The organism is Mycobacterium celatum, assembly GCF_002101595.1.
Taxonomy (GTDB): Bacteria; Actinomycetota; Actinomycetes; order Mycobacteriales; family Mycobacteriaceae; genus Mycobacterium; species Mycobacterium celatum.
Genome location: NZ_LQOM01000033.1, coordinates 59651 through 83648 on the forward strand (window position 1 = coordinate 59651; position 23998 = coordinate 83648).

General features: G+C 67.8%; 19 protein-coding genes and 3 pseudogenes. 13 read left to right on the plus strand and 9 right to left on the minus strand.

The window, feature by feature from the left end; all coding sequences use genetic code 11:
• Window positions 1-68: 68 nt before the first annotated feature.
• The 5 genes and pseudogenes from AWB95_RS14920 to AWB95_RS14940 all read left to right on the plus strand — a co-directional run.
• Window positions 69-911 carry a helix-turn-helix domain-containing protein gene (locus AWB95_RS14920; protein ID WP_085168366.1) on the plus strand — a complete coding sequence of 281 codons (843 nt, stop codon included), beginning with the start codon at window positions 69-71 and terminating at the stop codon, window positions 909-911.
• A complete protein-coding gene (locus AWB95_RS14925) occupies window positions 865-1260 on the plus strand; it encodes a VOC family protein (protein ID WP_062538913.1) in 396 nt (131 codons plus the stop codon). Before AWB95_RS14920 ends, AWB95_RS14925 begins: the two co-directional genes overlap by 47 nt.
• A 50-nt stretch (window positions 1261-1310) precedes the next feature.
• Window positions 1311-1925 carry a class I SAM-dependent methyltransferase gene (locus AWB95_RS14930; RefSeq protein ID WP_062538915.1) on the plus strand — a complete coding sequence of 205 codons (615 nt, stop codon included), beginning with the start codon at window positions 1311-1313 and terminating at the stop codon, window positions 1923-1925.
• A 3-nt stretch (window positions 1926-1928) separates the two neighbouring features.
• Window positions 1929-2171 carry a type II toxin-antitoxin system Phd/YefM family antitoxin gene (locus AWB95_RS14935; RefSeq protein ID WP_062538912.1) on the plus strand — a complete coding sequence of 81 codons (243 nt, stop codon included), beginning with the start codon at window positions 1929-1931 and terminating at the stop codon, window positions 2169-2171.
• Window positions 2168-2485 (plus strand): annotated as a pseudogene (locus AWB95_RS14940) (PIN domain-containing protein); the annotation flags it as partial. The gene AWB95_RS14935 and the pseudogene AWB95_RS14940, both read left to right, overlap by 4 nt.
• Window positions 2486-2564: 79 nt before the next feature.
• On the opposite strand, the gene qcrB reads toward AWB95_RS14940, so the two are convergent.
• Window positions 2565-4163, minus strand: coding sequence for a cytochrome bc1 complex cytochrome b subunit (gene qcrB, locus AWB95_RS14945; protein ID WP_062538910.1), 1599 nt, complete (start codon window positions 4161-4163; stop codon window positions 2565-2567).
• Between the two features lie 100 nt (window positions 4164-4263).
• Complete coding sequence (locus tag AWB95_RS14950; protein ID WP_062538909.1) at window positions 4264-4824, minus strand: DUF6226 family protein; 561 nt, start codon at window positions 4822-4824, stop codon at window positions 4264-4266.
• Between the two features lie 95 nt (window positions 4825-4919).
• Here AWB95_RS14950 and AWB95_RS14955 point away from each other — a divergent pair, with 95 nt between their 5' ends.
• Window positions 4920-5408, plus strand: coding sequence for a hypothetical protein (locus AWB95_RS14955; protein WP_062538914.1), 489 nt, complete (start codon window positions 4920-4922; stop codon window positions 5406-5408).
• Window positions 5409-5410: 2 nt separating this feature from the next.
• Here AWB95_RS14955 and AWB95_RS14960 read toward each other — a convergent pair whose 3' ends face one another.
• Together AWB95_RS14960 and AWB95_RS14965 are read right to left on the minus strand one after the other, a co-directional pair.
• Window positions 5411-6838: a protein adenylyltransferase SelO gene (locus AWB95_RS14960; RefSeq protein ID WP_062538908.1), complete on the minus strand. Its 1428-nt coding sequence runs from the start codon at window positions 6836-6838 to the stop codon at window positions 5411-5413.
• A 67-nt stretch (window positions 6839-6905) separates the two neighbouring features.
• The gene (locus AWB95_RS14965) at window positions 6906-7628 is read right to left on the minus strand and encodes a methyltransferase domain-containing protein (RefSeq protein WP_085168357.1); all 723 of its coding nucleotides are present in this window, start codon (window positions 7626-7628) and stop codon (window positions 6906-6908) included.
• Between the two features lie 67 nt (window positions 7629-7695).
• Between AWB95_RS14965 and AWB95_RS14970 the strand changes: the two genes are divergently transcribed.
• Window positions 7696-8565, plus strand: coding sequence for an SDR family NAD(P)-dependent oxidoreductase (locus AWB95_RS14970; protein ID WP_062538907.1), 870 nt, complete (start codon window positions 7696-7698; stop codon window positions 8563-8565).
• A complete protein-coding gene (locus AWB95_RS14975) occupies window positions 8562-10130 on the plus strand; it encodes an AMP-binding protein (RefSeq protein ID WP_085168358.1) in 1569 nt (522 codons plus the stop codon). Before AWB95_RS14970 ends, AWB95_RS14975 begins: the two co-directional genes overlap by 4 nt.
• Here AWB95_RS14975 and AWB95_RS14980 read toward each other — a convergent pair.
• Together AWB95_RS14980 and AWB95_RS14985 are read right to left on the minus strand one after the other, a co-directional pair.
• Entirely contained in the window at window positions 10113-14930 is a 4818-nt protein-coding gene (locus AWB95_RS14980) for a cation-translocating P-type ATPase (protein ID WP_085168359.1), read from the minus strand. The two genes, AWB95_RS14975 and AWB95_RS14980, sit on opposite strands and share 18 nt — an antisense overlap.
• A gap of 204 nt (window positions 14931-15134) precedes the next feature.
• Window positions 15135-15941 (minus strand): annotated as a pseudogene (locus tag AWB95_RS14985) (RNA polymerase subunit sigma-70).
• 140 nt (window positions 15942-16081) lie between these two features.
• Between AWB95_RS14985 and AWB95_RS14990 the strand changes: the two are divergent.
• Window positions 16082-16805 (plus strand): annotated as a pseudogene (locus tag AWB95_RS14990) (SDR family NAD(P)-dependent oxidoreductase).
• A 142-nt stretch (window positions 16806-16947) separates the two neighbouring features.
• On the opposite strand, the gene AWB95_RS14995 reads toward AWB95_RS14990, so the two are convergent.
• Window positions 16948-17580, minus strand: a complete 633-nt coding sequence (locus tag AWB95_RS14995; RefSeq protein WP_062540630.1) for a class I SAM-dependent methyltransferase — start codon at window positions 17578-17580, stop codon at window positions 16948-16950.
• A gap of 8 nt (window positions 17581-17588) precedes the next feature.
• Entirely contained in the window at window positions 17589-18566 is a 978-nt protein-coding gene (locus AWB95_RS15000) for an alpha/beta hydrolase (RefSeq protein WP_238600913.1), read from the minus strand.
• Between the two features lie 221 nt (window positions 18567-18787).
• Between AWB95_RS15000 and AWB95_RS15005 the strand changes: the two genes are divergently transcribed.
• The 3 genes from AWB95_RS15005 to AWB95_RS15015 all read left to right on the plus strand — a co-directional run bounded on the left by AWB95_RS15005 (window position 18788) and on the right by AWB95_RS15015 (window position 21772).
• On the plus strand, window positions 18788-20155 hold the full coding sequence (locus AWB95_RS15005; RefSeq protein WP_062540632.1) for a 13E12 repeat family protein: 1368 nt from the start codon (window positions 18788-18790) through the stop codon (window positions 20153-20155).
• A gap of 137 nt (window positions 20156-20292) precedes the next feature.
• On the plus strand, window positions 20293-20790 hold the full coding sequence (locus tag AWB95_RS15010) for a nuclear transport factor 2 family protein (RefSeq protein WP_099539643.1): 498 nt from the start codon (window positions 20293-20295) through the stop codon (window positions 20788-20790).
• Between the two features lie 4 nt (window positions 20791-20794).
• Window positions 20795-21772 carry an NAD-dependent epimerase/dehydratase family protein gene (locus tag AWB95_RS15015; protein ID WP_062540634.1) on the plus strand — a complete coding sequence of 326 codons (978 nt, stop codon included), beginning with the start codon at window positions 20795-20797 and terminating at the stop codon, window positions 21770-21772.
• Between the two features lie 2 nt (window positions 21773-21774).
• Here the strand turns inward: AWB95_RS15015 and AWB95_RS15020 are convergent, their stop codons facing one another.
• Window positions 21775-22272, minus strand: a complete 498-nt coding sequence (locus AWB95_RS15020) for a methyltransferase family protein (RefSeq protein ID WP_062540635.1) — start codon at window positions 22270-22272, stop codon at window positions 21775-21777.
• Window positions 22273-22293: 21 nt separating this feature from the next.
• Here AWB95_RS15020 and AWB95_RS15025 point away from each other — a divergent pair, with 21 nt between their 5' ends.
• On the plus strand, window positions 22294-23949 hold the full coding sequence (locus AWB95_RS15025; protein WP_085168360.1) for an AMP-binding protein: 1656 nt from the start codon (window positions 22294-22296) through the stop codon (window positions 23947-23949).
• The last annotated feature ends 49 nt before the right edge of the window (window positions 23950-23998 follow it).

Below are 23998 nucleotides of genomic sequence, written 5' to 3' on the forward strand. Positions count from 1 at the left end.
CCGACGAAACGCCGCGCGGCTGGGAGTTCGTGACGGCGCCGCCGCGCAGCGCGCCCGGCGTCGTCTCGATGGTGGGCTACCGCGCGCTGAATGTGCCCGAGGCCGTGCATACCGGGATGCCGTCGTCGACGTTGACGTTCATCGTCAGCCTTGACGACGGGGTGGAGGCCGCAGAGACCGCCGACGCGCTGCCCGCCGCCCGACCCAACCCCTTGGTCCTCGGTGGCCTGCATGTGCGGGCGAGCCATGTGCGGCAGCGTCGCGGGCAGGCGGGCGTGCAGCTGGCGGTACACCCGTTGGCGGCGCGGGCACTGTTCGGGGTGCCCGCGGCCGAGCTGCCCGTCACCCGCTTCGACGGCGTCGACGTGCTTGGTCGGCCCGCGGCCGAGTTACCCGAGCGCGCGGCGGAAGCGCGCGAATGGCCCGAGGTGTTCGCCACCGTCGCCCGCTACCTTGTGGACGCCGGCCGGCGCCGCGACGGTGTGACGGTGCGGCCCGAGGTGGCCTACGCCTGGCGACTGCTGGAGCGCACCCAGGGACGAATGTCGGTGGGCGCGTTGGCCGATCGTGTCGGAGTGAGCACTCGCTATCTGACCACGCTGTTCCAGCGGGAGGTCGGCAGATCCCCGAAGACGGTGTCGATGTTGATGCGATTCCAGCACGCGTCGGCGAGAATCGCCGCCTCGGCGCGCACCTACGGACGAGTTGACCTGGCGGCGGTCGCGGCCGACACCGGTTATTGCGACCAGGCGCATCTCACCCGGGAGTTCGTCAGGTTCGCGGGCGCACCACCGCGCGCCTGGCTGGCCGCAGAGTTCCGAAACATCCAAGACGGCGGGCACTCCTGGGCGTCACAGTGGGACCATGACTACTTCGAATCCAACGGTCTGGTTGACGCTGCAGGCGCATAACGCCCCCAAGCTCATCGACTACTACGTCGACACATTCGGTTTCGTCGTGACGGCACGCTACGGCGACGGGGACCGGGTCGACCACGCGGAATTGCAGTGGCCCGAGGGCAGCGGCGGCATCATGCTGGGCAGCTACAAGCCCGGCGCGGAGTGGTGTCGCGAACCGGGAACGGCCGGCGGCTACGTCGTCACCAGCGACCCGGACCGCCTGTACGAGCGCGTGCTGGCGCGCAAGGCCGACATCGTTCGTCCACTGTCCAGAACCGATTACGGCGCAAACGAATTCAGCGTCCGCGATCCCGAGGGCAATCTGTGGTCATTCGGCGACTACGCCGGCGCACCAGGGTGATCGTCGCCGGCGACGGCCTTAGCGGCCGGAGTCCGACCACTCACGAACGGATGAGCGGGCGGCCCTGGGATGCGTCGTATCGCGACGGCCCGGCGCCGTGGGATATCGGCTGCCCGCAACCGGCAATCGCGCGGCTGGCATCTGCGGGCGGATTCGCGGGTGCGGTGCTCGACGCCGGCTGCGGCACCGGCGAGAACGCTCTGCACGTGGCGGCGCTCGGGCTGCCGGTTCTGGGCGTCGACGTGGCGGAGACGGCGCTGACGATAGCCCGGAACAAAGCCGAAAAGCGTGGGCTGGACGTCGAGTTCGTCGCGGCGGACGCGTTGCAGCTACAGCGCTTGGGCCGCCGGTTCACGACGGTGCTCGACTGCGGACTGTTCCATACCTTCGGCGGCGACGAGCGGCAACAATATGCGGAGAGCCTGACGTCGGTGGTCGAGCCCGACGGGACGCTATATGTGTTGTGTTTCAGCGATATTGGGCCCGACACCGGTCCGCACCCGGTCAGTCGCGACGAGCTCCGAGCGGCGTTCAATCCCGCTGCAGGATGGACTGTCGCCGCCGTCGAAGCGGAGCGGATTCAGACGAGGTTTCACGGCGACGACGGTGCGCCGGCCTGGCTGGCGACCGTCAAGCGAGTCTCCAAGGATTGTCCTACTCTGTAGCACATGGAGGTCGGTGTTCGGGATCTGCGTAATCGCACAAGTCAGGTGGTCGCTGCGGTCAAGGCCGGCGAGCAGGTGACGCTTACGGTGCATGGTGAGCCGGTCGCCGACATTGTTCCGCACCGGCGCCGCGTCCGTTGGCTGTCGGGGGAACGTCTGCGAACCGAGTTGGCCGAACGCTCCGCCGACGCAGGTCTCACCGCCGAACTCGAGGGACTTGCCGGTCAGACCCTCGATGAGCTGTGACCGACGCCGAAGTCGGGCTTGTCGACACGTCGGTTTTTATCGCGCGTGAAAGTGGCCGTGCTCTCGCGAAACTGCCTGAACGCGTTGCACTTTCCGTCATCACGATCGGCGAACTGCAACTGGGTGTGCTCAATGCGGACCATTCGGCGACCAAAGCACGACGCGCGGACACCCTCGCGCTGGCGCGCGCAGCGGATCCCATCCCGGTTAGTGAAGCGGTGATGGTTTCGTGGGCGCGTCTCGTTGCGGACTGTCAAGCCTCGGGCGTGCACCGCGCAGTAAAGCTGACAGACGCTTTGATCGCGGCAACTGCGATCGAGCACGGTCTTCCGGTCATCACACAGCATGCCGACTTCGACCAGATCGCACGCGCTTGTCCCGCCCTAACCGTGGTCAAGGTGTAGGTGCCTCGTCCTGGTGTTCCCGCAGCGCGGTGAGGGCGCGTTGCGTGGACGCGTGTGCGGCGACGGCGAGTGCTTCGCGTTCGGATTCGGGGTCGGCGGTGAGCAGGCTTCCGGCTGGGGGAGCGCCACCGGAGCCGAGCCGGTTCATCAGTTTGGGTACCGGCGCGCCTTGATATGTCAGCGGGATCGGACCGAGCGGCTGGTGCACTTCGACGTAGGCGCCGTGCGGCAGCCGTTTGATGATGCCGGTTTCGATGCCGTGCTCGAGCACCTCGCGGTCACTGCGCTGTAGCCCCACCGCCCATCGGTAGGTGATGTAGTAGACGAGCGGCGGCAGGATCACCATCGCGATGCGCCCGATCCAGGTGGTCGCGTTCAGCGAGATGCGGAACTTGTCGGCGATGATGTCGTTCATCGCCGCGAGTGTAAGCACCATGTAGAAACTTATCGCCATCGCGCCAATGGCGGTGCGCACGGGGACATCTCGAGGACGCTGCAGCAGATTGTGGTGGGCGTGGTCGCCGGTCATCCTCCGTTCGATCCAGGGGTAGGTCAGCAGCGCGGTCACCACCGCCGCGAGCACTGCGACGACGCCGACGACAGCTGAGATGGTGTGGTGGCCGATGTAGATCTCCCAGGCCGGCCACAGTCGCATCAGGCCTTCGGTCCACATGAGGTAGAAGTCGGGTTGAGACCCCGCGGATATCTGAGATGGCTTGTAGGGACCGAGGTTCCAGATCGGGTTGATCTGTAACAAGCCGCCCATCAGGCCCAGCACGCCGACGATCATCGCGAAGAAGGCGCCGGACTTGACCGCGAATACCGGCATCACGCGCACCCCGACGACGTTGCGCTCGGTGCGGCCGGGGCCCGGGAACTGGGTGTGCTTGCCGAACCACAGCATGGCCAGATGAACTGCTATGAGCGCCAAGATGATTGCCGGAATGATCAGGATGTGCAGCGCATACAGGCGGGGGATGATCGTGTCGCCGGGGAAGTCACCGCCGAACAGCGCCCAGTGCAGCCAGGTGCCGACGACGGGCAGGCCGAGCGTGATCGAGGAGAGCGCCGTGCGCAATCCGGTCCCCGAGAGCAGGTCGTCGGGCAGCGAATACCCGAGATAGCCCTCGGCCATCGCGAGCACGAGCAGCACCACGCCGGTGACCCAGTTGGCCTCACGTGGCCGGCGAAACGCACCGGTGAAGAAGACGCGGGCCAGGTGCACCATGATGGCAGCGGCGAACATCAGTGCGGCCCAGTGGTGAACTTGGCGGACGAAAAGCCCGCCACGCACCTCGAAGCTGATGTCGAGCGCCGATTCGTAGGCCCGCGACATCTGCACCCCGCGCAGCGGCTGGTACACGCCGTTATAGGTGACCTCGGTGATCGACGGATCGAAGAACAGCGTCAAGTACAACCCGGTGATAAGCAGGACGATGAAGCTGTACAGGGCGATTTCGCCGAGCAGGAATGACCAGTGCGTGGGGAAGACCTTGTTCAGCTGGCGGCGCATCGCGGCCGAGGGGTGATACCGCGAATCGATCGCGCTGCCCAGATTCGCTGCAGTGTCAGCATGTTTCCGACTCATTGCGGTGGTCCTCCGTCATTGGGTGACCCGCGTACAGCCTCTTACACAGCGTAATACTACGGAGTGTAGTAGCACTTGGCTAGACCTGAATCTGACGCTGCTAATCACCACCGGTGCGCTGTGGCCAGGGCGCCCAGGTCAACTCGTCACCGGTGAATTTCTGCCGCAATACGTCGAGCTGCTGCTGGTCTACCGGTCGGAGGTTCCGGCTAGCGCCGTGCCGGAAGCGGTACCAGTGTTCGTGCCACCACTCGACGTTGTGCACAATTCGCTCGCCAAAGGCGCCGGCGGTGCACACGTCGGCATAGGCGCGGAGGCGTTCCTCGCACTGCTCCACCGTCTCGTCGCAGGCGTCGCACCCGCAGGCCGGCAGATCTACGCCGCAAGCGTGACCCATCCGAACGAGCAGCCCTGGAAAAGCGGTGAACACGATCGTCAGCGGCGACGCTGCCGGATCGGCCGGAGTCAATTGAACAACCGGTGCCGGTGAAGCTCTGTGTGGGTCGGTCTCGGTGCCCAGTTGGCGGGTCACGTCAAACCGTCGCTCCAGGTCGTCGAGAAGAGCGCGGCCGACGACGTGCAGACGGCGGTAGCGCTCGGGATCGGTGACCCGGCCATACGCCTCCTCCGGCGGCCCGTCGCTTCCCCACCTGGTGTCCACGCATCCATCCTTGCGCGTTGCAAGGATCTAACGATTTGTGTGTCTCCGGCGTGGGCACTCGCTCGATCGGGGCAGCCGGTGGTCTGGTGGATGCGATGCACTCCAATGACCTTGCTACCCGCCTCGCCGCCGCGGCGGCGTGCTGGGCGCTGCTCGGTGTCGGGGTGCCCGCGGCCACGGCCGCGCCCGCCACCGATGGTCAGGGTTTCATCGACTCCGTAGCGCGGTGCGCCGCGCCTGACACGGCGGTCGCTTTCGGCGACACCGAGACATCGCGCGTGGCCATCTGTAAGACGCCGGGCGGTCAATACGAGTACCGCGGCGTGCGGGTGCGCGACGGCGCCAAGCTGATCGTTCCCGCCGCGCAGTCCGGTGACGGGAAATTCGTCGCGGAGAACGACGGAATCACCTATACGGTCACGGCGAACTCTTTGGTCGTCAGCGCCGGCAACCAGGTGATCCGCGAGGAACCCATGGCCGACTTCCACTCGCCGCAGACGCCGCGACCGCCGGCAGCTCCGACGACCACCCCGGCCGCGCCATTGCCGCCGCCGTTGCCCGCCGAGGAGGGTGGTAGCGGCTAAGGTTAAGTGCCGCAAAAGGTCTGGTAGGCACCGAAGTCTTCGGGGGCGGGCTCGGCGTAGCGCTCGAATCCCGGTCGTTCCCGGTAGGGCGCGGCCAAGACGTCGAGGAACTGTTCGAGCGGGGCCAGATCACCTTCGGTGGCCGCGGCCAGGGCCTCTTCGACGAGATGGTTGCGTGGAATGTAGACGGGGTTGGCGCGATCCATCGCGTCGGCGTCCGGACCCAGCGGCAGCCAGCGCGCCAACCAAGCGTCGAACCCCGGCAGGTCAGCTGACTCGCCGCGCGCCGCTCGGCTGAGTTGGCGGAAGAACGAGGTGTAGTCGACCTTGTTGTGCTCCAGCAATTGGGGCAGCTCGCTGATCAGTTCGTCGGCGTCGTGGGACAGGCCGAGTTTGGTCCGCATGCCGGCCGACCACGCGGCGTCGTAGCGCGGCCGGAAACCGCTCAGCGTCTCCACGGCAACCGCGACCGCCCGCTCCCGGTCCTCGGCAAGCAGGGGAAGCAGGGCCTCGGCGAACGCGCCGAGATTCCACTCGGCGATGGCCGGCTGGTTAGCGTAGGCGTAGCGGCCCCAGAAGTCGATCGAACTGAACACCGTCGCCGGGTCGTAGGCCTCCATGAAGGCGCACGGCCCGTAGTCGATGGTCTCGCCCGAGATCGTCATGTTGTCGGTGTTCATCACCCCGTGCACGAATCCGACCAGCATCCATCGCGCCACCAGCGACGCCTGCGCGGCGATCACCGCGTCCAGCAGCGCCAAGTAGGGCTGCTCGGCATCCGCGGCGCCCGGGTGATGCCGGGCGATCGCATGGTCCGCCAGCCGGCGCAACAAGTCGACGTCGCCGCTCATCGCTGCGTACTGGAAGCTGCCCACCCGCAGGTGGCTGCTGGCGACGCGGCACAGCACAGCTCCCGGCAACGCCGTTTCCCGTTGTACCGAGCGCCCAGTCGCCACCACGGCAAGCGATCGGGTCGTCGGGATACCGAGGGCGTGCATCGCCTCGCTGACCAGGTACTCGCGCAACATCGGGCCGACGGCGGCCAACCCGTCGCCGCCGCGTGCGAACGGCGTGGCCCCGGACCCCTTGAGGTGGAGGTCGCGCCGGTGGCCGTCGGCGTCGACGAGCTCGCCCAGCAGCAATGCGCGCCCGTCGCCGAGACGCGGGACGAACCCGCCGAACTGATGCCCGGCATAGGCCTGCGCAACTGGATCGGCGCCGTCGGGCACCAGGTTGCCGACCAAAAAGTTCAGCCCGTCGCCACTTCGCAGCCACGCGGCGTCGACACCAAGCTCGGAGGCCAGCGAGTCGTTGAGCACCAGCAGGCGCGGTTCGGCAACCGATTCGGCCTTCCAAGGGATTGCCATCTCCGGCAACTCACGGCGGAACCGGTCGTCAAGGACGACGGCCGTCTGCGGTGCAACGCTCACCCCACCGAGAGTACGGAGCCGCAGCCATGGTCAGACGTTGTTTCAAGGTGGTGCAGCATTTGCGTGATTACCCGCGTTTGGCGCGCAGCCACTGAATCGTGCTGAAGTTCTTGACCCGCACGCTGGCGAAGCCGTGGTCTTCGAGGATGTCGCCGAGTTCGTCGTCGTCGAATACGTGGGCCCCGGTGTTCGGCAGCATCCGCCAGAACCTGGCGGCCCGCCCCGCGGTGGGCACCATGATCGCGAGTCGCCCGCCCGGCCGCAGCACCCGCGCGATTTCCGAAAGCGCCGCCGCGGGCTCCGGTATCAGCTGCAGCACCGCGATCGACACCACCGCATCGACGGTGTCGTCGCGCAGCGGAAGGCGCTGCGCGTCGGCACGCAGGAAACCAACCTGCGGTCCGGATTCGGCGCGCACCGCACGGGCCAGCATCGGCTCGGAGATGTCGACACCCAATGCCAGCCCGCCGGGGCCGGCGGCCCGCGCGAGTGACGCGGTGACCGTGCCCGGGCCGCAGCCGACATCCAGCGCAGTCCCGCCCGAAGGAATGTTCAGCCACTCGACGGGGTGCTGCCAGGCGGTGAGCAGCCGGCGCGCCGCCGCCTGAGCGTTGTCGTAGAGCAGCGACCCGATCGGCGACGCCCACAGCGCCTGGATCGCGCCGGTGTTCTTCGGGACCGCCGAATCGTCCAGCAGATCGAGATAGCCCTTGCTGACGTCGGGTTCGACCGGCGGGTCGATAAGTAGCTCAAGCGCCCGGTGCAATGCCGGCGGCACTGTCGTGTTCACATCGGCAGCCTACTTGCCAGCGGTCGGACGGCTGTCTCTGTCAGACTCTGAGCATGAGTACGGGCCGATGAACTTGGTAGGCAAGACGATTGACCGGCTGGCCAACCCGGCGCGCATCGCGGACCCAGACAAATTGCGTCGCGCCGTCGCGGGCAAAACGGTCCTGGTGACCGGGGCGTCGTATGGCGTCGGCGAGGCAACCGCCCGCACGTTGGCCGCCGCGCAAGCGACGGTCCTGGCTGTCGCCCGCTCGGCCGACCGGCTCGACGACCTCGTCGCATCGATCACCGCGGGCGGCGGGCACGCGTTCGCCTACCGGGCCGATCTGAGCGACGACTCCGCCATCGGCACGCTGGTCACCCGGATCGGCGACGAGCACGGCCCACCCGACGTCGTGGTGAGCAACGCCGGCAAGTCGTTGCGCCGCTCGCTGAGCCACCAGTACGACCGGCCGCACGATTTCCAGCGCACCATCGCGGTCAACTATCTCGGCCCGATTCAGCTGCTGCTCGGGGTGCTACCCGCGATGCGCCAGAACCGCGGCGGGCACATCGTCAACGTCTCCAGTGTCGGCGTCCGTGTTCCACCCGGCCCGCAGTGGGGGGCCTACCAGGCGTCCAAAGCCGCGTTCGACCGCTGGTTGCGCAGTGTCGCACCGGAATTGCACGCCGACGGCATCGACGTCACGTCCATCTACTTCGCGGTCGTGCGAACCCGGATGATCGAGCCGACACCGATTTTGCGCAAGCTCCCGGGACTGGATCCGCATCAGGCTGCCGACGTGGTCGCGAAGGCGATCATCGAACGGCCGCGCGCCCTCGCCCCGCCGTGGACCTGGCCCGCCGAAGTCGCCTCGGTGGTGCTGGCCGGCCCGATCGATCGGGCGGCGCGGATCTGGTATCGCAAGGTCATCGACTCCGACCAGGGCCGGCCATGACGGCCGTCGGTGCTGCCGCCCTCGCGGCGCGCGCCCTGCTGCGATCTCGACTGCTCAGCCCGCCCGGCCCGGCCGCGCTGGCCCGCGTCATCAACGAGGCGCTCCGAGGCGGCACGAGCACGTACACGCTGCTGGCGGTCACGGCGGCGCGGTGGCCGAACCGGACCGCGGTGATCGACGACGACGGCGCGGTCAGCTACCGCGAGGTGCAGTCGAAGACCGAAGCCTTGGCCTGCGAGTTGCGACGTCTCGGCGTGCGGCCCGGCCAGTCGGTCGGGGTCATGTGCCGCAACGGACGCCGCTTCGTCGAGGCGGTGTTCGCCGTCGCCTTGGTCGGCGCCGACGTCGTGCTGGTCAACACCGAGTTCAGCACCGATGCGCTGGCCGCTGCGCTGAGCGCACACGACATCGAAACCGTGGTCTGCGACGCCGAATTCACCGACCGGGTGCAGGCCGCCGCCGAGTCGGTCACTGCTGTCGACGTGGCGGCAACCGAAGAGCCGGCTTCGCGACCGAGGGTGGCGCGGGCGGGCCGGATCGTGCTGCTCACCTCGGGCACGACGGGAAAACCCAAGGGCGTGCCACGCGCTCCCCGGATCAATCCGGGCGTGGTGGGCGTCGGCGTGACGATCCTCGAGCGCACCGGACTGCGCGCCGGCTCCCGAAACGCGGTGGCAGTACCCATGTTTCACGGCTTGGGCCTCGGCATGACGATTCTCACCGTGGCCCTCGGCGGCACGATATTCACCCATCGGCGGTTCGACGCCGAAGCGGCGCTGGCGCAGGCGTCGCTGCATCGCGCGGACGCGCTGACCGTGGTGCCGGTGATGCTGACACGCATTCTTGAGTTGCCACAACCTGTTCGGGCCCGAAATCCGCTGCCGTCGCTGCGGGTGGTGCTCTCCAGCGGAGCCCGGCTCGAACCGAACCTGGTGCGACGGTTCACGGACGCCTACGGCGACATCCTCTACAACGGGTACGGCTCTACCGAAGTCGGCATCGGCGCGCTGGCAACCCCGGCCGATCTGCGCGACAACCCCGAAACGGTCGGAAGACCGTCGCTGGGCTGCCGGGTGCGCGTCTTGGACGACAACGACAAGCCGGTCGGCCCGCACGTCACGGGGCGCGTCTTCGTCGGCGGCGAATTGACGTTCGAGGGCTACACCGGTGGGGCCGCCAAGTCCGTCGTCGACAACATGACCGACACCGGCGACATGGGCTATTTCGACGAATCGGGCAGGCTGTTCATCGTCGGCAGGGCAGACGACATGATCGTGTCGGGAGGCGAAAACGTCTATCCCCGTGCGGTGGAAAACGCTCTCGCCGAGCATCCCGACATCGTCGACATCGCGGTCGTCGGCGTCCCCGACGAAAAGTTCGGTCAGCGACTGGCTGCATTTGTCGTGGCCCGGGAGGGCAGCGGCATCGACGAATCGGCCCTGCGGGAGTACTTGAAGGACAAGGTGTCTCGCTTCGAGCAGCCGCGCGACATCAGCATCGTCGAGAGCATTCCGCGCAATCCCGCCGGCAAAGTGCTGCGAAACGACCTACTCGACGACGTGTAGCCGGGGCGGGGACGCGCCTTCGGGCATGGCGGGTGTTTCGTCGCTGGTTATCTTGATCAGCCAATCGGGTGCCACTACGGAGACGGCGGTGGCCGCCGCGGTGGAACCGATCACGCCGGTCCACGCCACCGGACCCAGCGGCGTGCAGCCGAAGAAGTGGCTGATGCCGGGGGTCTGGACGATGGCCACCAACACGGCCGCGCTGCCCAGCGCCGTGGCCACCACCAGCGGACTGTGCCGACGGGTGAGCAGCGTCTGCGCCAGCTGGGTACTGACCAGGGCAGTCAAACCCATTGTGGCCGTGCGTCGTTCGGTACCGGGCGTCCAGCGTCCGATGGCCCAGGCCGCGGTCGCACCGGCGGCCGTTACCGCGCCGCGGCTGATGATCTGCCGCATCAGCGGCACGTCGAGCGATGGCGCCGGCTCGGTCAGTATCGCCCGCTGATAGGCCCATCGCGCCGCGTCGGTGTCCTGATCCTCGGCTTCCTCGGGCTGCGGGTATTGCGGAGTGACGGCCACCGCGAGCGCCGGGAACATGTCGGTGAGCAGATTCACCAACAGCAGTTGACGGGTCCCCACCGGCGCCCGCCCGGCGCCGAACGCCGTCCCGATGATCGTGAACAGCACTTCGCCGACGTTGCCGCCAACCAAGATTGTCACCGCATCACGCACGCCGGCCCACATCCCGCGGCCCTCGACCAGGGCGTCGAGCAGCACGCCCAGGTCGTCGTCGGTCAACACCAGGTCGGCGGCGCCGCGGGCGGCCGACGAGCCGCGACCGCTTACCCCGATGCCCACGTCGGCCATCCGGATGGCGGCCGCGTCGTTGGCGCCGTCGCCGACCATCGCGGTGACTCGCCCGCAACGCTGCAGTGCCGCAACGATTTGCACCTTCTGTTCCGGGCTGACCCGGGCGAAGACCTGGACGTCGGCGGCCAGCTTGGTGCAGGCTTCCTCGTCGAGGCCGGCGAATTCGGCACCGGTCACCACTCGCGCGTCGGACGGCAGGCCCAATTGGTGGGCGATCGCCCGCGCGGTCACCGGGTGGTCGCCTGTGATCAGCACGACTTTGCGCTCGGAATCCAGCAGCGCTTCGATCAGTGGCCGCGCCGACGGCCGCGCGGTGTCCGCCAAGCCGACGTAGCCGAGCAATTCCAGGTCGTGCGCGGCGGCGGCGTCGACGGCATCGGCGTCGGTGTCGTCGTCGTCGCTGGTGTCGTGCTCCCAGCTGCGTCGCGCCACCGCCAGCACCCGCAGGCCCTGCTCGGCCAGACTGTGCACCAACGACTCCGCGTGATCGAGGTCGGTGTCCGCATTGGCGAAGCGGCAGCGGGGTAAGACGACCTCCGGCGCGCCCTTGAGCATCAGCACCGGCGCCGCCCGATCTGTGCTCAGGGTTCCGATTGCGGCGGCAAAGCCGCGGCTGGACTCGAACGGCACTTCGGCAAGCACCGTCCACTCCGAATCTCCTTGGCTGTCAAGGCCATTCGCGGCGGTGAGGATGGCCTCGTCGGTGGCGTGCGCGTGCCCCTGACCGTTGTGCGGCTGGGTGGACGCGCGGGCGGCGGCCCGCAGCACCTCGACGGCGCCCGGATCGGCGGCGTCGGGGAACGGACCCTGCGGGCTGGTGGTGGCCGGCACCGCCCGCACGACCCGCAGCCGGTTCTCGGTGAGGGTGCCGGTCTTGTCGAAACATACGGTGTCGACACGGCCCAACGCTTCGACGGTGCGCGGAGCACGGACCAGCACCCCGCGCGCCGACAGCCGCCGCGCCGCCGCGAGCTGGGCCAACGTCGCCACCAGCGGCAGGCCCTCGGGGACCGCCGCCACCGCGATCGCGACGCCGTCGGCGACCGCCTGACGTAGCGACGCCTTGCGCAGCAACGCCAAACCGCTCACCGCGGCCCCACCGGCAAGCGTGAGCGGAAGAACCTTGCTGGTCAGCTCGCGCAGGCGGGCTTGTATCCCGGCCGCCGACTCGACATCGGCGACGGCCGAAATCGCGCGCTGCGCAGCCGTGGCGCTGCCGGTCGCCACGACGATCGCCCGGGCACGCCCCGCGACAATCGTGCTGCCCTCGAACAGCATGCTGGCCCGCTCGGTGTCGCCGGCGGCCACCGGCTCCACTTGCTTGTCCACCGGCAACGACTCGCCGGTCAGCAAGGATTCGTCGACTTCGAGGTCCTCGGCGACCAGCAGGCGGGCATCGGCGGGCACGACGTCGGGCGCGGCCAGGTCGATCACGTCGCCCGGCCGCAACGCACTCGCGGTCACCGTGACCGTGCGCTCGGTGTGCCGGGCCGCCTCCAGCCGGCGTCGGGTGGTCGCCACCGCCGGGACGACGACGCGGCGCGCCAGTTTTTCCTGTTCGGCGAACAGTTCGGCGGCCGCGGCGTCGGCCCGCAACCGTTGCACGCCGCCGGTAATCGCATTGGCGGTCATCACGCCGGTGACCAGGAGAGCGTCGATGTTGCTGCCGACGATCGCCGACGCCGCCGCCCCGACGGCCAGGATGGGGGTCAGGGGGTCGGCGAGTTCGGCGCGTGTCGCGGCGGCCAGCCGCATGACGCGGGCTGCCGGTCCGCGCAGTGGCGCCACGAGCGGGTTGTAGGACAGGTCTTCGAGGAATCGCCGCCACGGCGGCATCCCGGGCTGGACCGCCAACGGTCGCGCGCCGCGGGCCAGCCGCGCGTAGACGATCTCCGGGTCCAGCGCGTGCCAGGCGGTCAGCGGTTGCGGAGTGGGGTCGGGGAGCCGGAGCACTTTGGTCGCCGAGACGGCGCCGGACACCAAGGCGGTCGCGGCGGCCGCGTTGACCGGGTTGAGCCAGCGCCGCACGGCCAGCGGGCTGGTCGGACGCGAGTCACCGGTGACCAGCAGCAGCCCGGCCAGCGTGCTGCCGCCCTGAGCAAGGCGCACGGCGGACTCACTGGCCCGCCGGGCCGCCGGCAGGGCCGACAGGATGCGCACGGCCGCGGCCAGATCGGTGCCGGTGATGATGTCGGCGGTCCACGGTGCCGCGGCCTGCGGATCGTCGAGCGCCACGCCCACGTCGGCGACGGCCAGCGCCGCCAGCGTGTCGGTCGACGCGAAGTCGCGGTGCAGCGCGGTGATCAGCAGTACCGGTCCGCGATCGGACCGCAGCTCACGCACCAGCTTCAGCAGCGGTGTGCCGGCGGGATGGCTTTCCGCCACGCTGGCAGCCAGGTCCTGGGTGCCGGCGACGTGCCGCATCACGACCCGGGCGCCGGTGCGGTGCGCGGTCTGCAGCAGCGCGACGGCGAACGGGTCGACCTCCCAGCCCACTTCGACGCTGCCCACGCAGTCGCCGTCGACGACGAGGTCGGCGCATTCGAGCCCCTGGGCGGGCGCCGCCGACGGGCCCTGCGCGGGGACCCAGCGCAGCAGGGCCCCGGTGGCTGGCAGCTCATCGGGGTCGGGCTCCGGCGGCTGCTCGGCGTGCAGCAGGGCGTCCGCGACCTCGTAGACCCGGTCGTCGTCCCAGCCGGGTGCGTCTCCGCGCGCGTGCAGGACCGCGCGGGCATCGCCGCGCAGCGCAGCGCCGTCGATCAGGATCACTTTGATCCGATCCAGGCGGCGCAGGGCGCCCGGGTCGAGGACCATGTGCCCGTCGTTCGCCAGCCCGCGGCCCAGGACCGCCGCGAAGGTCTGCCGGCCCATGTGCGCGGCCTTGGGCACGCCGGCCAGGATCGCACCGGCGGCGTCCTCGGTGCCCCCGCCGCCGAGCAACGCGCCGGCCGCGGCCACCAGCGAACCGTTGGCGGCCTGCGCGGCGTACTCCTCCACTGGTCCGGCCATGGACCCCTTCTCGGTGTCGATTGCGGCGTCGATGGCGCCGTCGACGACGACGTGCGAAGCCTCGCCCGCCTCCGCAGCCGCCCAGCTGTGGCGTGGCGTGTGGGAGCCGGACCCGGCTGATGAGATCACCGGGACTACCGGAGCTTGCGGCCGGTTGGGTGAGGCGAGGTCCGGCTCGCGCCGTCGCCATCTATCGCGATGGGCCACCGCCTCGGAGATCTGCAGGGCGCGTTGGGCAAGGTCCAGCAGTGGTGTGCCGACCGCTTGGGTCAGCCCGTTCGCCGCCGCGGTCGACGCGCTCAGCGCAATATCGGTGCCGACCCGGCCCAGCCGCGACTCGAGAAACGACACCACTCGGGGCTGATTGCTGACGAGGGCGGCGGCGGCGCGGGTGGTGCGCGGCGCAGCAGGCAGCCGAACGACCCAGCCGGTGACCGCGGCACCGATCGCCACCACGTCCATCGCCGCGGCGGTCAACGGGACCACGAAGGCCAACGGGTTGCCGGGGTCGGCGAAGGGCGCGGTCCGGGGCGCGGACTCTGACGATGTGGTGGCCAAGTCGGCGGCCACAGCGGCCACCGTGTCCCGCACCGCGTTCAAGACGAGCTCGGGATCCGCGTCATCTCTGACTTCGACCACCAGCCGGCCCAACGCGCCCTCGACATGGGCGGTGGCCACGCCCGCAATCCTGCGAACCGGCTCCTCCACCACCGCCGCATGCTCGTGCCAGCGGGGAAACGGCAACAACGGGTCCAGGTCTAGATGTAACCGCCGCCCGCTTTGCCAGCGCACCGGCGGCGCGGCCCGCTCGGGGGAGTTGTTGACCGCGCCGAGCATGCGGCCAGTTGACCGCACGGCTGGGCCGGCGACCAGCTGCACAGCGCTTGCAGCGCCGGCCGCACCTTGCGCCCCGGCGCGCAACAACTGCACTGCGCCACCCGTGACGCCACCGACCACGGTGGCTACACCGGGAACCTTCATTCCGTCACCCTTCAAGGACATGGTCGTCTTACCTAATACTGTCCATGATTGATCCCCGCCGCTGCGTCTAGCGCGTTGCGGGACTGGTCGACCGTGGATCCAGGGCGTCGATTCTCGTCGAGCGTGTATCCAGCGCGGAAAAATCGCGAAAACCCCGCCCTCAGTACACGTTGGAAGCCCTCGCCGCCCGCCGGGGGCTACTGCCTAGCGCGTCGCAGGCAGACCGAACGCCGCAAACAGCGCCGGATCGAGAAAGACGGCGATCCCGCGGATCGCGCTGGCCACAGCGGCGAGGACATGTATCGAGTGAGCCCGCAGAACGCCGTCGCCGCTCGAGCTTGACGTCGGCTTGCAAGAGTTCGGTGAGCGCAGCGATGTCGGCCTTTTCGAAGGCTGCGCAGTAGCGGTCGACCAGCTCGCGCAGCGCGGCGTCGTCGAGTTCGGCGACGTCGTCCTCGCCGGGGTCGACTTCGGCCAGACGAGCGCGCGCCCGTTGCAGGGCGCTGTTGACCGATACCGGCGTGGTCTCCAGCAGCTCGGCAACGTCGGCGGCGTTGAACTGCACCACGTCGCCGCGCAGGATCAGCACGGCCCGCTGTCGCGCTGGAAGCTCCTGCATCGCTGTGACGATGGCCAGCCGAATACTTTGCTTCCCGGTGACGGCCGTTTCAGGGGTCAATGCGTCGGGGAGCGGCTCGATCCAGCGATAGTCGCTGCCGTTACCTGTGAAATCCGCGTCCGGGTCGACTGAGCCAGTGCCCACTCCGGTGGGAAGCACCCGGCGGGCGCGGTTTTCCAACGCCCGCAGACACGCGGTTGTCGCGATGCGGTACAGCCAGGTTCGCAGCGCTGCGCGTTCCTCGAATTGTTCGTAGGCCCGCCAGCCGCGCAGGTATGTCTCCTGCACGAGATCCTCGGCGTCGTGCACCGAGCCGAGCATGCGGTAGCAGTGCGCAATCAACTCGGCGCGATACGGCGCCGCCGGCGCATGAACTCTTCTTGGACCGGCACGCCCGCTTCTCCCTTGTGTGAGCCCCTACTGAGTAGAGGTACATACCGTGGTCGAGATTCATCGGCCGGGCGCCGATGAATCTAGGGGACTCCCCTTATCTGCATTGGTAATCGAACACGTCAACGAGGAGATCGTCATCATGGTGGGAATCGCCGACAACACAGTTCTGGTTACCGGGGGCAATCGCGGCATCGGTCGGGCGCTGGTCGAGGAGGCATTGAGCAGACGCGCAAAGCGCGTGTACGTCGGTACGCGCACAGCCCTGGCTCACCCCGACGACCGCGTCATGCCCCTTACTCTGGACGTGACCAATGCCGCGCACATTCAGCAAGCGGTTGACGAAGTCGAATCTCTGGACGTCCTCGTCAACAACGCCGGCGTGGCGCTCTATGACGACCTGAGCGATCGTTCTGCGCTCGAACGCCACCTCGCCGTCAACCTTATTGGCGTCTACGGCATGGTCCAGGCCTTCCTGCCGTCGCTGACGCGCCGGCGGAGCCATCGTCAACAACCTGTCGGTGAACGCGCTGGCTCCCTTGCCGCTCATTCCCGCCTACTCGGTCTCGAAGGCCGCTGCGTTCAACCTGACCCAATCGCTGCGCGCCCTACTGGCTGGACAGGGCGTGACCGTCCACGCCGTTCTGACCGGCCCCGTGGACACGGACATGACCCGAGGCCTCGACATACCGAAAAGCTCCCCAGAATCCTTGGCGCGAGCCATTTTTGACGGAGTCGAGAACAGCGATGCGGACATCTCCCCGGATCCGATGTCGAAGTCTGGGGCCGACAACTGGAGCAGTGGTGCGTCGAAGACGCTCGAGCGCCAGTATGCGGCGCTGCTCGCAGGTGCAGGCCACCGATGAATTACGGCGCCGCGACGTAGCGTTCTTTGCCTTCCACGACGTCACAGAACGGGCCCTCCCTGAACAGTTCCTCGTCAGAGATGTTGGCGGCCGTGCGCGGCCAGGCAGCGCAGGTAGCGCTCGACCACGCCATGGCCGTCGCTCATGGCTTCGTCCCGGCCGTGACCAGGTCAGAGATGAACGTGATCCAAGCGGGTCGGGGGACTCGGTGTTGATCGGTGACCGTGAAACCGGCGTCCTCGAACATCGCCCGCATTTCTGCCGGCGACGCGTGGTGCGCCGGTTTCCACCTGCTGGCCACAGGTCCCTGCAGCAACGGTCGCCGCGCGCTGAGTGCAACGACCACGGCCAACCCGCCCGGTGTGAGCACGCGGTAAAACTCCCGCACCGCCGCCGGCTGGTCGAAGAAATGAAACGCCGACGTCGTCACGACGGCGTCGAGCTCGCCGTCGTCGAACGGAAGGTGCTCGGCCGGACCCTTCAGCCAGTGCACTCGCTCCGACCGGGCTCGAGCCTGAGCGAGCATCCCGTCCGACATGTCCACGCCGTAAACGTCGTCGGGCTGAAGTTCGCGCTCGATACGGTCAGCCAGAACCCCTGTGCCGCAGGCAATGTCAGCAATGCGGCGAGATCCATGGCCGCGCAGCTGGGCGAGGACTTCGTCTTGCGGTGGCCGATACACCCATCGCTGGAGAACAGGAAGGTTGTAGGCGGGTGCGGCGAAACTCCAGAATCGCGTTACGGTCTCGTTGAAGCCTCGGCGTTGTGCTGGCATGGCTCAGCCTAACTGCCCGGCTTCTCTTCGGGCCGACGAGCGGCCCGCATCGGCGGCGGGCGGCCTAACTGCTCCGCGGTCCAGTCCAGCAGGCGTCGCCACAACTGGTGGCGGGTGGACGCCATGTTGTGGCAGTGCGCGCTGCCCGGGACGACGACCGTGGTGACGTCGGGGCTGCGACGGTAGAACTGCGCCTCGGCGCGCGGATCCGGTGACACGTCCACCGCGCCGTAGCCGAGGAAAACCGGCACGTCCACCAGTCCCGCCTCGATGGAGGTCACGCCAGGAATTGCCGCTGCCGAAAAACACCGTGGCGCAACCGATATCGTCGTCAGATTATCGGCTGTCACCACGGCGGGCGGGACGTCGGGGAGGTGGAACCAGCTCTGCAGCCAGTCGCGCGAGGTCTCCATGTACGGCTCGGGAAGCATGTCGGCGAACTGGTCGATCAGTGCCGCGCGGCCTTGCGGCGTGGCGGCCGCGGCGATGAATTCCGGGTCGAGGTTTAGCGGCGCGACGTGTTGGTTGGTGCAGCCGAGAATGGCCAACGCTGCATAACAGGCGGAGGTTGTCTGCTGCAAGATCGCCAGGTATCCGCCCAGAGAATGCGCGACGGCAATGGAAGGCACTGTGCTGCAGGTGATTTCAGGCAGTTGCGCTACGGCGCAATTCAGTGCGACGGCGATATCAGCCAGCGCGATGTCACGGGCCGGCCTGGTGCTGTCACCCGTGCCGAGCGGGTCGATCGCCACCACCGAGTAGCCGTGCCGCGCGACGTATTCGGCGAAGTTGTAGCCGGGGTAACCGGGCACATCTAAATGCCAGTAGGCGCGGTTGTACGTGCCACCGGGCAGGCACACCAACACGGTCGGATTGGGCGTGCCGGCGGGGTAGTAGGTGGCCGCCAGCGACGCCGTTTCGCCGACCGCCGCGCTGACGTCGAGCCGCAGATCGTTCACCGCTGGCCGGGCGCATGGACGAGACACACGTTGTCTATACCATCCGGCGCTCGCATGCCCACGCCGCCAAATCCGTCGCGTTCTCTCCATCTCTACCTGCCCGGGCTGCGGCGGCCGAGCAGCGGGAAGCAATCCTCGCGATCACCGAATTGACGACCACCGCGATTACTGAAATAACTTGCGCCCCTTTGGCCTCAGCGGTCTCTACGTCGGATCTACTTGTCGTACCCCGCCGATAGTATTCGAACATGTTAGCGAGTAGCCGTGAGGAGATCGTCGAGGTGTTCGACGCCCTGGCGGCTGCCCTGCGCGCGGCTCTGGAATTGTCGGTCGAGGTGTTGACCACCCCGGAGTGCCTGGTGATGATGGAGCGCTGCGAAACGTTGCGCCACCAGCTGCCCGCCCTCGAGCACCCGCTGATCAACCAGCTGGCCGAAAGAGCCAGCGACACTGAGCTGGGCGGCACGCTGCGGTTCGCGTTGGCAGACCGGTTGCGCATCACCCCCGCCGAAGCCAGCCGGCGCATTCACGAAGCCAAAGACCTCGGCCCACGCCGGGCGGTCACCGGCGAACCATTGGAGCCGCTGCTGCCCGCGACGGCCGCCGCCCAACGCGCCGGGCAGATCGGCGCGGGTCATGTGGCGGTGATCCGCAGCTTCCTGCACCGGTTGCCCGAGGCCGTCGATGTTGAGACCCGCCAACACGCGGAAGCCCAACTGGCCGAGTTGGGTGCACAGCATCGCCCCGATGACTTGGGCAAGTTGGCCGACAAGCTCACCGATTGTCTCAACCCGGACGGCGACTTCTCCGACGACGACCGGGCGCGCCGGCGCAGCCTGATCCTGGGCAAGCAAGGCCCCGACGGCATGAGCCCGATCAGCGGGTATCTGACGCCCGAGGCCCGGGCCACCCTGGATGCGGTGTTCGCCAAGCTGGCCGCCCCCGGCATGTGCAACCCCGCCGACCCCACCGCGTGCGTGGACGACAGCCCGTCGCAAGAGGCCGTCGAGTCCGACACCCGCAGCACCGGCCAACGCTCTCACGACGCGCTGATTGCTGCGTGTCGGGCGCTGCTCGCGTCGGGTGGTTTGGGTCAGCACAACGGGCTGCCCGCGTCGATCATCGTGTCCACCACCCTTCAACAGCTCGAAGCCGGCGCCGGCACGGCGCTCACCGGTGGGGGCACCCTGTTGCCCATGTCCGATGTGATCCGCCTGGCCAGCCACGCGCATCACTATCTGGCAATTTTCGATAAGGGCAAGGCGATCGGGCTGTATCACACCAAACGGCTGGCCTCACCCGGGCAGCGCATCGTGTTGTACGCGCGGGATCGTGGCTGCACGTTTCCGAATTGCGCTGTGCCCGGCTATTACTGCGAAGCCCATCACTGCACCCCCTACGCCAAATGCCGCACCACCGACGTCAACGACCTCGCGCTGGGCTGCGGCGGCCACCACCCGCTCGCCGAAGACGGCTGGACCACCCGCAAGAACGCCCACGGCGACACCGAATGGATCCCACCCCCACACCTCGACCACGGCCAACCCAGAACCAACACCGACTGGCACCCCGAAAAACTCCTCCGCGCCGACGAAGACGACGACGACGAACCGTAGCGCCGGCCCACTCGCAGCGAGACTTAGCCGATCTGGATATTGGGTTCGGTGGCCCGCAACGAGGCCGTGCGTCTCATGGTGTAAGCGAAACCCGCGGCTATCGGCGGCTAATGTACGCGCAAGGGAAGGTGCCCGTGATGGATGACGTGACCGCTCTGCACGAAATCGAGTCGATCAAACAGTTGAAGGCCCGGTACTGCCGCTATCTGGACAGCAAAGACTGGGCGGCCTGGCGCGGCATTTTCACCGACGACTTCGTCAGCGACACCGTGGCCGCCGGCGGCAAGGTCATTGCGGGCGCCGACGAGTTCGTCGCCTACATCCGCAAGACATTGGGCAAGCCGTCCCAGCCCACGGTGCACCAGGTGCACGCTCCCGAGATCGAGTTGACGTCGGCGACGACCGCCCGCGGCGTGTGGGCACTGGAGGACGTGGTCCGGCTGGCACCGGGCCTGAACCTCAACGGCTACGGCCACTACCACGAGACCTACGAGAAGATCGACGGGCAGTGGCGAATCAAGACCTCGAAGTTGACCCGGCTGCGGGAGGACATCTTCAATCCGCTTTTCTCCGTGCGCGTTTCGGACCGGCTGCGAAAAGCCGGCGCCAAATTAGCCCGCCGGCTGGCCGGGTAACGCGATGGCCACCAAGCTCGTCATCGGAGCAAGCGGTTTTCTCGGCTCGCACGTCACGCGTCAACTCGTGCAGAACGGCGAAGACGTCCGGGTGATGCTGCGGAAAACCAGCTCGACCCGGGGAATCGACGACCTCGACGTACAGCGTTGCTACGGCGACGTTTTCGATGACGCGGCGCTGCGCGAGGCGATGACCGGATGCGACGTCGTATTCCACTGCGTGGTGGATACCCGGTTCTGGCTGCGCGACCCCGCCCCACTGTTCAGGACCAACGTCGACGGCTTGCGGCATGTCCTCGACGCCGCAGTCGATGCCGGTTTGCACCGGTTCGTGTTCACCAGCACGACCGGCACCCTCGCCATCAGCGACAAGAGACCGGTCACCGAGAACGATCCACACAATTGGCATCAGGGTGGTGCCTACATCGAATCCCGCATCGCCGCTGAGAACCTGGTGATGCAGTACGCGGCCGAGAAGGGCCTGCCCGCCGTCGCGCTGTGCATCTCCACGACCTACGGTCCCGGTGATTGGCAGCCGACACCGCACGGCTCACTGATCGCGCGCGTAGCCGCGGGCAAGTTCCCGTTCTATCTCGGCTTCTCCTCCGAGGTGGTTGGCATCGAAGATGCCGCTCGTGCAATGGTTCTGGCTGCAGACCACGGACGCATCGGCGAACGCTACATCATCTCCGATCGCTACCTGAGCACCCGTGAGATCCATCGAATAGCCGCCGATGCCGCCGGGGTCAGGCCGCCGCGGATCGCACTGCCGATAAAGCTCCTGTATGCAGCCGCATTCGCCAACGACATCGCCGCCCGAATTCTGCGGCGCGACTTACCGTTCGCCGTCGCCGGCGTGCGCATGGCCGAGCTGATGTCGCCCCTGGACCACAGCAAAGCCGAACGGGAACTGGGCTGGAAACCGGAGCCGGTCGAGGACTCGATTCGCAAGGCCGCCAGGTTCTTCAACGAACGTCGCTAACGTCAAGGCGTCCACGGGCGCGGGCGGGGAAGCCAGGCCCGCACGTTGCGGCGATATGCTTCGTACTCGCTCTCGTATTGACGCGCCAGCGTGGGCTCCTCGTACCAGTGCACAAACGAGGCCGTCGCGATCCACACCAGCGCGGCATACAACACCAGGCTGAGACTGCCGAACAGCAGCGCCTGACCAATGATGACGAGAAGCAGGCCGACATACATCGGGTTGCGCACATAGCGGTTGAAGCCGGTCACCACCAGGTGTTCGGGTGGGGCGAGCGGCATCGGCGTTCCACCCGCCTTGGCGAACTGGGTGAAGGCATGCATCAGCGGCACGAGCCCCGCCACGATCAGCAGCACGCCGAGAACCTGAACCGCGCGCCACGCCGCGCCGCAACCAGGAACCGCCCAGCCGGTGATTAGCCACGGCACCAGCCCCACCACGGTGCCCGGAGCCACCACAAAGAACGCCGCGGAGCCGATCGCGGCCGCCGACCTTCGCATGGTGGGTAGCGTAATCCTGCTATGGCGACCAACAGCGATCGCTACCGCGCCGCCCGTGATCAGGTGCTTGCCGGCGCATTGTCGTGGCCTCGGCTCACCGGCGTCTTCAACTGGGCCACTGACTGGTTCGACGTCATCGCCCGGGACAACGACCGCACCGCGCTGTGGATTGCCGAAGAGGACGGCAGTGAGCAGCGGGTCAGCTTCGCCGAGATGGCCGACCGCTCGGACCGGCTCGCAACGTGGCTCGAACAACTCGGCGTCGCCAAGGGTGACCGGGTCCTTCTGATGCTCGGCAATCAGGCGGAGCTGTGGGAGTCGATGCTGGCCGTCGCCAAACTCGGTGCCGTGATGATGCCGACCACCACGGCGCTGGGCCCCACCGACTTGGCCGACCGGATCACCCGCGGCGGCGCCCGGTTCGTCGTCGCCAACGCCTTGGACACCGCCGAGTTCGACGGGATCGACGGCGACTACGGGCGCATTGCGGTGGGCGATCCTGTCGACGGATGGCACTGTTACACAGACGCTTTCGACGTTGCCTCGGCCAGCCCGTTCACCGCCCGTACCGCCGTCGACGATCCGATGCTGATCTATTTCACCTCCGGCACGACGAGCCGGCCCAAGCTGGTGCAACATTCGCAGGTCAGTTACCCGGTGGGGCATCTGTCGACGACGGCGTGGATCGGTGTGCGGCCGGGTGATGTACATCTGGCGATCAGCTCACCGGGTTGGGCCAAGCATGCGTGGAGCTGCTTTTTCGCGCCGTGGATCGCAGGGGCGACGATCTTCGTCTACAACTACGGTCGATTCGACGCCGCTGCACTGCTGGAACAGATCCGTCACGCCGGCGTCACCACGTTCTGTGCGCCACCGACGTTGTGGCGCATGCTGATTCAGGCCGACCTTGGCCGGCGACCGGGCGGGCTGCGGGAGATCGTGTCCGCCGGTGAGCCGCTCAATCCCGACCTCATCGCCCACGTCGAGCGCGCGTGGGGGCTGACCATCCGCGATGGCTACGGCCAGACCGAGACCACGCTGCTGATCGGCAACCGGCCCGGCCGGCCGCTCAAACCCGGTTCGATGGGGCAGCCCCTGCCGGGTATCCCCGTCGTACTCGTCGACCCGGTCAGCTGCCGGCCTGCCGACGAAGGCGAGATTTGCCTTGAGCTGAGCGCCCATCCGGTGAATCTGATGACCGGCTACCTCGGCGACGAGCAACGCCGCAATACCACCGCCGGAGGCTATTACCACACCGGAGACGTCGCGCGCCGCGACACCGACGGCAACATCATCTACGTCGGCCGCACCGACGACGTGTTCAAGTCGTCGGACTACAAGGTGTCGCCGTTCGAGTTGGAAAGCGTGCTCATCGAACATCCGGCCGTCGTCGAGGCGGCGGTGGTGCCGCAGCCCGACGACACGCGGCTGTCGATACCGAAGGCTTACATTTCGCTGGCGGCCGACTGGGAGGCCAACGCCGACACGGCGCGGGCGATCATGGAATACGTGCGCGACCGGGTCGCGCCGTATCTACGGGTGCGGCGGGTCGAGTTCTGCGAACTGCCGAAGACCATTTCGGGAAAGATCCGGCGTGTGGAGTTGCGCCGTCGCGAAGACGCCCTTGCCGGCACACCGATTCCGACCGAGTACCGCTACGAGGACCTCGTGGACTGAAATCCGCTCGCTAACAGCACGCAACACTGCGCCATGCCAATTCTCTCGC

Coding starts and splice junctions, on each gene's coding strand:
- AWB95_RS14920 (WP_085168366.1), top strand. CDS start 69: ATGGTGGGCTACCGCGCGCTGAATGTGCCCGAGGCCGTGCATACCGGG.
- AWB95_RS14925 (WP_062538913.1), top strand. CDS start 865: ATGACTACTTCGAATCCAACGGTCTGGTTGACGCTGCAGGCGCATAAC.
- AWB95_RS14930 (WP_062538915.1), top strand. CDS start 1,311: ATGAGCGGGCGGCCCTGGGATGCGTCGTATCGCGACGGCCCGGCGCCG.
- AWB95_RS14935 (WP_062538912.1), top strand. CDS start 1,929: ATGGAGGTCGGTGTTCGGGATCTGCGTAATCGCACAAGTCAGGTGGTC.
- qcrB (WP_062538910.1), bottom strand. CDS start 4,163: ATGAGTCGGAAACATGCTGACACTGCAGCGAATCTGGGCAGCGCGATC.
- AWB95_RS14955 (WP_062538914.1), top strand. CDS start 4,920: ATGCACTCCAATGACCTTGCTACCCGCCTCGCCGCCGCGGCGGCGTGC.
- AWB95_RS14970 (WP_062538907.1), top strand. CDS start 7,696: ATGAACTTGGTAGGCAAGACGATTGACCGGCTGGCCAACCCGGCGCGC.
- AWB95_RS14975 (WP_085168358.1), top strand. CDS start 8,562: ATGACGGCCGTCGGTGCTGCCGCCCTCGCGGCGCGCGCCCTGCTGCGA.
- AWB95_RS14980 (WP_085168359.1), bottom strand. CDS start 14,930: ATGAAGGTTCCCGGTGTAGCCACCGTGGTCGGTGGCGTCACGGGTGGC.
- AWB95_RS14995 (WP_062540630.1), bottom strand. CDS start 17,580: ATGCCAGCACAACGCCGAGGCTTCAACGAGACCGTAACGCGATTCTGG.
- AWB95_RS15005 (WP_062540632.1), top strand. CDS start 18,788: ATGTTAGCGAGTAGCCGTGAGGAGATCGTCGAGGTGTTCGACGCCCTG.
- AWB95_RS15010 (WP_099539643.1), top strand. CDS start 20,293: ATGGATGACGTGACCGCTCTGCACGAAATCGAGTCGATCAAACAGTTG.
- AWB95_RS15015 (WP_062540634.1), top strand. CDS start 20,795: ATGGCCACCAAGCTCGTCATCGGAGCAAGCGGTTTTCTCGGCTCGCAC.
- AWB95_RS15020 (WP_062540635.1), bottom strand. CDS start 22,272: ATGCGAAGGTCGGCGGCCGCGATCGGCTCCGCGGCGTTCTTTGTGGTG.
- AWB95_RS15025 (WP_085168360.1), top strand. CDS start 22,294: ATGGCGACCAACAGCGATCGCTACCGCGCCGCCCGTGATCAGGTGCTT.